Below are 9644 nucleotides of genomic sequence, written 5' to 3'. Positions count from 1 at the left end.
AAAAATGAGTGAAATTATCGGATATGTAGCGGAAATCGCCGAAGTGCTAGTGATAGTCGGGCTTGTGTTTTATGTCGATGCCTTGCGTAAGCGCATTGAAAAGCTAGAATCTAAGGAGGATTAAATGAACTTGCAAAGAGTAAAATTAATACGCTTTTAAAATATTTTTGTAGTATAATATTGGTTTTAAAGAAGCTACGCTTTAAGGGGATATTTTGGAAAATATAATTAAGCAGATTTGTAAAACTTACAATCTTACTTATAGGGAGCTAGGCGAGAGTTTAGGCTATGGCGAAGAGGCTATCTCTAAAGCTGCACGAACTGATAAAATCTCTACTCCTATGGCTAAAGCGTGTGAAATGTTTTTACATATCAAAGAGTTAGAATCCAAAGTATCAACCCTTGATGAACTCTCTATCATACTGCAAAAACTCACATTAAAAGCGTAAAAAATACGCTAATTTTTATACAAAAATAGTATAAATTTAGTTTAAATACTTGACTTATTAGTATAATATTTGTTATAATTCTTTTGTAGGCAGTAAATAATACGGCTTATGAAAGGAGATAGGACAAAATGAAAAAGCTAGTAATCACGATATTAGTTTTAAAGATTATCTATCTGATAATCAAAATCTTAGAAGCCTTGTAGCTTCTCCCCTCGTAAAGAGGGGTTTCAAATTGTCCTGTTGAGATTCTACCATAAAAGGAGTAAAAATGAGTGAAATTATCGGATATGTAGCGGAAATCGCCGAAGTGCTAGTGATAGTCGGGCTTGTGTTTTATGTCGATGCCTTGCGTAAGCGCATTGAAAAGCTAGAATCTAAGGAGTGATGAAATTTGCTTGTTTAAAAAATCCTCTTTATTGAGTGCTTTCTCGCGTATTTGCTCAAACTTTGCATTTGCGCCTCACTTTGTGCGTTTGCACGCGCACATTCAACTCCCCACATTTTGCCCTTTGACCTACATTTTGCCCACATTTGCCCTTTGACCTACACTGAATCCCGCACACCTCACGCCTTGAAATGCCCCCCCCCACATTTGCCCTTTGACCCCCCCCCACATTTGAGAGGGCGCGCGAAATCCTCAAAACCAGCGTGGGGATTGCTTTTAAAGATACTTGCCTTGTGGTGATTTGTGAGATATTTTGCAAACAAAAGCGTTTTTTTAAGCGCGGTGTGCAAAAATGCAAAAAAGGGTGAAGGGAGATGGTATGTTGAGCTTCCTCTTGGCTTTAGATAATCCCTCTCTTCGCTGTATTCCCGCTTTCTTGCTCTTGCGCCATCGCCTTAAGGGATATAAGCGTATTGAAGCTTTCCTCTTGGTCATTATCCTCGCTCTGTGCCTCCTATTCACTCATATTGCGCTACTTGCTCGCTCAAATTTTATTTGGTTCAAGTTTGGGGCTTTTTGAATCGCGCTTTGCTTGTCTTGCCTATTGTAGCTTTATCTGTCTCGGGGTTACCTTGACAAAACCCGCGCTGATTGGCTTTGCTGTGTGTTTTGCAAAAATTTGCAAAAAATTGAAAAATACGCTAATATTTTGCGATTTTGTTTTAAATTTGTTTTTTGCAAGGTCGTGTTTTTTTACAAGTGTGTCAAAAAGTGTGCCAAATCCCTTTGTGATAGGAATTTTTAGCATAATAAAACCCTCGAATACACAAGCGCAATGACAGATCTCATTTTTGTAATGAGATTTTAGAATCTAAAGGATTGTTAGAATCGACATTCAAAAGATTAAAATTAGATAAAGAGCAAGAAATATCAGAAGAGATACTCTTAACAAATGAAGAATTTGAAAATCAGAAACAAACTGCAAAAATGATATATAAATAAATATAAGAGGTGTGAAATGAAAAAAATTTTAGTTATAGTGTTATTATTTCTATTTCAAAGTATAGGGTATGCAGAGTTATTATGGACAGATATTCCATGTGAAAGAGAATTTGAGCAGGGTTTAATTCCACCAGAACAGTATCCTGAAGATAATGAAATATGTGGTTCTCCAAAATACACTATTGTTGATACATCTGATTTTAATGAAGTATATAATTTAATTGTAAAAGAAGTTTTATGCTATGGTGAATATGTTAAATATCATCATTGCAAAGTTATGCCAAAAGTTGTTCCAATAGATAATAAAAAAATTAAATTTGCTGAATATTGCGGAGATACCTCAAATAAGCCATGTTATATAACATTTGAATATAAAAATAAAATGAAAGATAAGTTTTATCTTGGTGTTAGTGCAGCATGTATTGAAGGTGACCAAGATGAATTTATTTTTGAAAGAGTGGGTAATAAAATAAAAATTACAAAATGGTATTTTTCATGCTAAATGATAATTTTTATGAAGAAAAAGCAACATAAACAACCAATAAGTTTAAAATTTAATGGAGAAAAACTTCAAATCATAGAAGCAGGTAAAGTTTTAAAGGAATATGAAGCAAGAATAGGAGATAATACAGCGTTTTCACCAGAAGCAGAAACAATGTTAATTCATGGCGGTAAAGATTATGAAGATAAAGGTGGAATAGATTTATCAACTGGAGCAGATGAATTTTTTGAATATTTGAATTACCTTGTAACAGAAAAATATATCAATAAGCTATAAAATATCAGGCAAAGTTCCAATAAAACTAAATGTTTTATATAAAAGTGAGTGTATCCCAATCTTAGAGTATCACAATATAAAGGCACGAGAATGCAACAACATTTAGAAGACATCATAGGCGAAAATAAACTCCGGGGGGGGGGGGCTTAACTCTTCTTTAGCAAATTTCTCCACACACTCCAGCGACAATACACACATTGCGCATTTATACCCCAATAGCAAATTTACTACCAATCAAGGCAGAAACACACTTCTCAACCAATTTAAGAGCGCGCTTAGTGATAAAAACATAGAGCAGCTAGCTTTTCTCATAGGGTTTTTCCGCATTAGTGGGTTTGTTGCATTACATACACTCTTGCAAGAAAACAAAGGCTATGAAAGGCTTAAAATTCGCATTTTGGTAGGGCTTGATGTGGATCAGACATTGTGGGATTTGGAGCAAAAAGGCTTAGATCCAGCCTATCAAGATGAGGCTTTTCGCGAGCTTTTTATCAAACACCAGCAAGCGATTTTAAAGGGTGAAAAAACCTACAGCAATGAAGTCGATACTTCAATCGATGAGCTTTTATGTGCTTTGAGAGAAAATCATCTTGAAATCAAAATGGTAAAAGATAAAAATGTCCATGCGAAATTTTATATCTTCGCTTCCGACCCCAAAATCAGCCACACACAAAGCGGTTGCCAACGATATAATGGCTCACTTATCGTAGGAAGCTCGAATCTTAGCCATAATGGTTTAGAGAAAAATTATGAATTTAATCTGATGAGTAATGAATCTGATGATATTGCCTTTGCCCTATCCGAGTTTGAGAGGCTTTGGTCGGATTCTGTGCCGATAGAATCTGCTCATATTGATACTTGCGTAAAAACAAGCTATCTGCAAATCCTCCCGCCTAAGGATATTTACTATAAACTCCTTTTATGTCATTTTGGAGAAGATTCTCTAAAGATTGATGATAGTATTAAGGGGATTTTTAAGCACTATACCCCCTATGACTATCAAGTCTCTGCTGTGCAGGAGGGCATAGAAAAGCTGAAAAAATATAATGGCTTTTTCTTAAGCGATGTTGTGGGTTTAGGTAAGACGCTTATCGCCTCTGTTATTGCGCAAAAATGCCACCTTGAGGGCTTTATCACAGGGAAGATTCTTGTCTGCACCCCACCGAGCCTTAAAAAATCATGGAAAAAACATTTTGATGACATAGGTATTGCAAATTACGACATCACTACTCACGATAGCATTCATAAAATCACACGCCCAGAGTGCATTGACATTGAGCTAGTGATCATTGATGAAAGTCATAATTTTAGGAGTGGCAAGGGCAAGCGTTACAATGAGCTTGAGAGGCTTTGCCGCACGCCCTATCAAGGCAAGAGTAAAAAAGTCATTCTCCTATCAGCCACCCCGCAAAATAACGCCCCTAGCGATATTTATCATCAAATCTCTCTTTTTCTCCCTAAACGACATCATGGTATAGAGGGGATTATTGATTTAGAGAGATTTTGTAGTGAGCGTCAAAAGAAATTTGAAGAGATTAAAAAAGAATTAAAAGACTTACAAGAGCAAAAAAATGTCGCTTTACAATCATCAGACCAACACAAGCAAAAAGACATAGAGGAGCAGCTCAAAGCCCAAACCCAAAAGCTCAAGGAAAACTCCGATAGTTTGCGTGATAAATTGCTTTCTCATATTATGACTCGCCGCACACGCAAGGATATAGAAACACTTTATAGAGATAAAGAAAAGCAAAACCTGCGCTTTCCTACGATCCAAGATCCCCAAGATTTAAGATATGAGCTAGATTCTAGCTCTTTGCCTTTAGCACAAGATACCATAGCTTTTCTTGCCCAAGAGCCAAATGCCATAGGGAGCTTTGCCTATAAACGCTATCTTATCTTCCCTAATCTCACAGATGAGGGCAAGCAAGCTTTTATCGCGGCTTATAACGAAAATGAAAGCAATCAAGACCAAAAAGAATCTTTCTATCAAGACACAGCAGAGCGTTTGCAAGTGCTGATACAAAAGATCCTTTTCAAGCGATTTGATTCAAGTATTGAGGCATTTAAATCTACACTAAAGAAACAAATCACCTCTCATAATGCGCTACTTAAGATGTTTTTTGAAAAGGATAAGATTCATATCCCTAAACACTATGATTCGCGGGAAAAGCTCTACGAAGCAGTGCTAAGTGATAATGATTCGGACTTAGAGAAGTTTTTAGACAAGGACAAGGTTTTCCCACTTGAAAAACACCATTTCAAGAGTGATTTTGTAGCAGCACTCAAGCAAGATAAACAAGCCCTAGAAAAGCTTTTGCATCTATGGGAAGAGGTAGATTCTGACCCAAAACTAGAGCGATTAGAAATATTTTTAAGGGAACACCCAAAGGACAAAATCGTGCTTTTTACTGAAGCTAAAACCACTGCACAATACCTTGCTCAAAGGCTTAAAGGTGAGAAAATCCTCCAAATCGATGCGAGCAATCGAGAGGATAAAGAGCAAATCATCAGAGAAAACTTTGATGCTAACTACAAAAAAGAGTTGCAAAAAGATGATTATCGCATCATTATCGCCACAGATACACTTTCAGAGGGTGTGAATCTCCACCGAGCGGATATTATTATCAACTATGACACGCCTTATAATGCCACGCGATTAATGCAAAGGATAGGGCGTATAAACCGCATAGGCACGAGTTTTGATAAGATTTATATTTATAATTTTAAGCCTACTAATCTTGCCGATAGGATTATCAATATCAATGCGATTGCTTCAAGCAAACTGCAAAGCTTTCACTATACTTTGGGCGAAGATTCTGCGATTTATGATGATGAGGAGGAAGTCGGGAGTAAGAAAATCTTCATCAGTTTAGAATCTAAAGAAGAGCAAAGTAAGGATACGCTTTATAAAAAAGATTTAAAAGACCTCTATGAGCAAGATAAAGAGGAGTTTGCGCGTATCAAGTCCTTACCGCTCAAATCCCGCTCCCTTATCCTCTCACCAAGCATTACAGAATCTCAAAGCTTTGCGTATATCAAGACAGGTCAAAATCGCGATAGTTTCGCACCTTATCATATCAACACACCAAGCGAAACACTTCTTAAAGAGCCAGATGCACAAAGCTGTGATTTTTATGAAATGGCAGACTTCCTCAAAGCACATCTCAATGACCCAATCACCAAAAGCTCTCAAAACCGTGATGTGCATTATCACCATATAAATGCGGCGTTAGTTTCATATAAAAATGCCCTTATACAAGAGAGTAGGACGGATTTTAATGCTCCCTTGCAATCAAAACTTACCGCAGATGAGAATAATGCAACCGCCAAAGTAAAGAATTGTCAAGGGCTTGATGATACGACCAAGCAAAAGCTCATATCAGCGATAGAAAGAGGTGATAAAAATCTCTGCAAACATATTAAAAACGCACAAAGGGAGAATCTCACAGACACACTTTATGCTTTAGCGCGTAATCTCCCCGAGCTAGATTCTACCTCGCACACACAAGGCAAAGAATCTAGCCCAAGCGATACCCAACAGCCACAGATTCAAATCAGCCTCACTGCATTTCCGATTGAAACTACCCGCACTCAAAAGGATTCATAATGAGCGCGACAGAATTAGAAACTTTCCTTAGCCAGCCGTATAGTTATGCGCATTTTAGGGATTTTATCACGCAATCTTTTGGGCATCATATCCATATCAAAAGTGAAGCCTCTTACAACTATCACGAGGGGAACATTATCAAGTCTTATACACAAGTGTGTGAGCCTATCATGCTTGATTCTCAACGAAATCTCTGCGTGTATGCGTTTAAGACTCGCTCTATCAATGCCAAAGTAGGGCTACATAAGGAGATAGCCTCAATCCTTAAAACTAGCACTTTTGATGCGGTGCTTGCGGTATTTTACGAGGAAGATTCACAAGAGTTTCGCCTAAGCCTTGTAAGTAGAGGCTATGACTATGAAGCAAATCGCCAAACTTTCTCGAATTTCCGCCGCCAAAGCTTCGTGCTAGGACATGAGAAGATCAAAACCGCTAAAACCCAGCTACAAGACTTTATAGATAAAGAGCAAAAATCCTTAGAATCTTTGCAAAAAGCCTTTAGCACCGAGCCTTTAAATAAAGATTTTTATAAAGAAATCAAAAAGGTTTTTGATGTTTTTTGTGAAAATATTAAAGCTCCAGAGCTAAATATTCAAAATGTAAAAGAATTTAGTATTAAATTATTAGGAAGAATCCTTTTTATTCGCTTTTTGAAAGAGTTAGGTATCATTCCAAATTCTATTTTTGATGTGCAAAAAGATTACTACCAAAAAACTCTAATACCACTCTTTTTTGAAGTCTTAAATACTAAAGTAGATGAGCGAAAATCTCATATATCAAATAACGCGCTTTTTGCATCAATCCCATTTTTAAATGGAGGACTTTTTGCTCCTAGCCCACTTGATTGTTGCCAAGAAAGTGCATTTGGCACTTTCTCTCGTATAGCTATACCTGATTATATTTTTAAAGATCTATTTAGTATCTTAGAAAATTATCATTTTACCATTGATGAATCTTCGCCAGAAGACACACAGGTTAGCCTTGACCCAGAGATGTTGGGGCAAATATTTGAGAATCTTTTGGCAGAAATAGATCCTACTCTTGATGATACTACCAATATACGCAAAGCTACAGGGAGCTTTTATACGCCTAGACATATTGTAAGCTTTATGTGTAAAAATGCGATAGCCCAATCTCTTAAACACAAGCTTCCTGATTTACATGCTTCCATAGATTCTCTGCTTCAAACTGCTAAAGATCAAAGTCAATCAATCTCTTTAGTCATACAAGATAAGAAGCGGATTCTAGAAGCTTTAAATTCTTTAAAAATACTAGATTTGTTTTGTGGGAGTGGGGCTTTTCCTATGGGAATCTTGCATGAGATTATTTCTCTTCAAGAACAATTAGGTGATACACGTAGTCGTTATGAATGTAAGCTTTCTATAATAGAATCTCAAATTTATGGTGTAGATATACAAAATATAGCGACAGAAATCTCAAGACTTCGATGTTTTCTTTCCCTTATTGTGGAGTTGCAATCAAGCTCAAATCTACCCCCATTGCCTAACTTAGAATTCAAATTTGTTTGTGCTAATAGTTTTGTAAAATTAGAAGATGTTATGGATTATGATGGTTATGAAAAAGATAAAAAAGACCTAAAGGAAATACGCAAAGCATATTTCCTGCCTACAGCCAATAAGCCAAAGTTAAAAGGGCAGTTTCAAGCTATTAAAAATAGAATCTTTGACAATCTTGTTTTGTCTAGCGGGGATACTCACCCGTTAGCAAGTTATAATCCATTTGACACTCCAAAGAATGCAGAATTTTTTGATAGTGAGCTGATGTTTGGGGTAGAATCTTTTGATATTTGTATCGGTAATCCTCCTTATATTTCAAATAAAGGCAGTAAAGTCTATCAAAAAAACAAACCCATATTAGAAAAACAACAAGGTTTTTTTGATGATGCCTACAACCATGCTTTTTTTAGTTCTTATGAGCTTTTAAAACCAAGCGGTGTATTGTGTTTAATTACTCCCAAAACTTTTTGGACGATACAGACTAAAAGTAACTTACGACAATTAATTTTGAAAAATACCTTGCATTTTATTTGTGATAGTGCTAATCCTTTCGAAGCAGCTATGGTGGATACTTGTATTACACAATTGAGTAAAATTCCTTATGAGAAGACAACAGATTGTCTTTTTATCGATGCGAGGAAAAGCTTTGATTTGCCTATGTATTATCACTTTAAGCAATCTTTGTATAAAGAATCTAATAATCTTGTCATATTTACCCCCAATCAAGCCAATCTAGCCATTTATAATAAGTATAATCAAAAGATAAAATCTCTAATGCAAAATTGGTGGGTAAAGATTAAGACTTCTAGAGATATAGAAAAAAACCGCAATGCCCTAGAGTATTATAGAAATTCGCTAAAGCCCGGTGATGTTACATTACTTGGACTTATCACTGATGGTGGGCAAGGACTTGCTACTGCAGACAATGGTAAATATGTAGCCTATAAGGCTAACTCTAAAGAAGCCTTAAGATGTAAAGAAAAGAGGGCAGAGAAGCTTTGTAAAGAAAAAAGAGTGCAAAGGGATTTAGGATTAGAGCTAACAAGTAAAAAAGAGGCTTTGGCGTATTTAGAATCACTCAATGAAAGTGAGGTGCAAGATATTTTTACTCAAGCAAAGGCTAAATACGGCAGAGATGTATGGGGGCAGGGATTTTTATATAAGATTATAGATGAGAGTTTGATTGCTAATGTAGAATCTTTAAGCGAAGAAGAAAAACAAGAAGGCATAGAATCTAAAGCCTGTTATGTCCCCTATGATAAAGGTGATAAAAATGGCAATAGATGGTATCTTCCTACACCTTTTTATATTGCGTGGAGCAAGGAAAACGTCCGTTTTTTGAGGACAAATTCAGGTAAAAAAGGTAATGGTATGCCTGTGGTGAGAAACCCACAATTTTATTTCAAGGAGGGTTTTTGTTGGAATAATGTCTTACATTATGAAGAAGGGCAGTTTATTAAATGTCGATTTAAAGAATCTACCATTAATGATGTAGCGAGTATGAGTTTATATACTTTGTGTAATTTACCCATATCTTATTTTGTGTCAGTGCTAAATTCAACCTTTATGTATGAGTATCTTAAGACTTTTGTTAATGCAAGTGTGAATCTGCAAATTAATGATTTTCGACAATTACCTATTGTAATCCCTACTGCTCAACAACTTCAAGCTTTTAAAGTTATATTTGGCAAAGCCTTTAGACTACAAAAAGAAAAATTTGAAGCATATAAAGATAATACCTCTGATTTAGAAAACTTACAAAAAGAGCTTGACAAAGAAGTATATGCACTCTATGGCTTAGATAGGCATTGTGTTTGCTAAAAAGGCTAAGTAAGAGGCAGAGTAAGATTAAGCACACCCCTTAGCGAAAGGTGTGCTTATGGTTTCTCTTAGCCACACTTGACTA

At 36.1% G+C, this 9644-nt stretch carries 7 protein-coding genes; 5 read left to right on the top strand and 2 right to left on the bottom strand.

Annotated features, from left to right (window positions below):
- The first annotated feature begins 215 nt into the window (after nucleotides 1–215).
- Nucleotides 216–449 carry an XRE family transcriptional regulator gene (locus tag LS68_RS04560; RefSeq protein WP_241993671.1) on the top strand — a complete coding sequence of 78 codons (234 nt, stop codon included), beginning with the start codon at nucleotides 216–218 and terminating at the stop codon, nucleotides 447–449.
- Between the two features lie 440 nt (nucleotides 450–889).
- On the opposite strand, the gene LS68_RS04555 is transcribed toward LS68_RS04560, so the two are convergent.
- Together LS68_RS04555 and LS68_RS04550 are read right to left on the bottom strand one after the other, a co-directional pair.
- Nucleotides 890–1153 (bottom strand): hypothetical protein, encoded by a 264-nt coding sequence (locus LS68_RS04555; protein WP_138091056.1) that lies wholly within the window; start codon nucleotides 1151–1153, stop codon nucleotides 890–892.
- Nucleotides 1154–1435: 282 nt separating this feature from the next.
- Complete coding sequence (locus LS68_RS04550; protein ID WP_138091053.1) at nucleotides 1436–1642, bottom strand: hypothetical protein; 207 nt, start codon at nucleotides 1640–1642, stop codon at nucleotides 1436–1438.
- Between the two features lie 210 nt (nucleotides 1643–1852).
- Between LS68_RS04550 and LS68_RS04545 the strand changes: the two genes are divergently transcribed.
- The 4 genes from LS68_RS04545 to LS68_RS04530 all read left to right on the top strand — a co-directional run bounded on the left by LS68_RS04545 (nucleotide 1853) and on the right by LS68_RS04530 (nucleotide 9559).
- The gene (locus LS68_RS04545; RefSeq protein WP_034372418.1) at nucleotides 1853–2338 is read left to right on the top strand and encodes a hypothetical protein; all 486 of its coding nucleotides are present in this window, start codon (nucleotides 1853–1855) and stop codon (nucleotides 2336–2338) included.
- A 12-nt stretch (nucleotides 2339–2350) separates the two neighbouring features.
- On the top strand, nucleotides 2351–2614 hold the full coding sequence (locus tag LS68_RS04540; protein WP_034372415.1) for a hypothetical protein: 264 nt from the start codon (nucleotides 2351–2353) through the stop codon (nucleotides 2612–2614).
- 355 nt (nucleotides 2615–2969) lie between these two features.
- Nucleotides 2970–6221 carry a helicase-related protein gene (locus LS68_RS04535; protein ID WP_034369944.1) on the top strand — a complete coding sequence of 1084 codons (3252 nt, stop codon included), beginning with the start codon at nucleotides 2970–2972 and terminating at the stop codon, nucleotides 6219–6221.
- The gene (locus tag LS68_RS04530; protein WP_138091050.1) at nucleotides 6221–9559 is read left to right on the top strand and encodes an Eco57I restriction-modification methylase domain-containing protein; all 3339 of its coding nucleotides are present in this window, start codon (nucleotides 6221–6223) and stop codon (nucleotides 9557–9559) included. The genes LS68_RS04535 and LS68_RS04530 overlap by 1 nt, the downstream gene beginning before the upstream one ends.
- Nucleotides 9560–9644 lie beyond the last annotated feature (85 nt).

Source organism: Helicobacter sp. MIT 05-5293, assembly GCF_000765665.2.
GTDB lineage: Bacteria > Campylobacterota > Campylobacteria > Campylobacterales > Helicobacteraceae > Helicobacter_C.
Note: the sequence above shows the minus strand (reverse complement) of the source record. Positions and strands in the feature narration are given on the sequence as shown.

What these genes read in the sequence shown, in the direction of transcription:
- LS68_RS04545 (WP_034372418.1), top strand. Translation starts at nt 1,853, where the DNA reads ATGAAAAAAATTTTAGTTATAGTGTTATTATTTCTATTTCAAAGTATA.
- LS68_RS04550 (WP_138091053.1), bottom strand. Translation starts at nt 1,642, where the DNA reads ATGCTAAAAATTCCTATCACAAAGGGATTTGGCACACTTTTTGACACA.
- LS68_RS04530 (WP_138091050.1), top strand. Translation starts at nt 6,221, where the DNA reads ATGAGCGCGACAGAATTAGAAACTTTCCTTAGCCAGCCGTATAGTTAT.
- LS68_RS04540 (WP_034372415.1), top strand. Translation starts at nt 2,351, where the DNA reads ATGAAGAAAAAGCAACATAAACAACCAATAAGTTTAAAATTTAATGGA.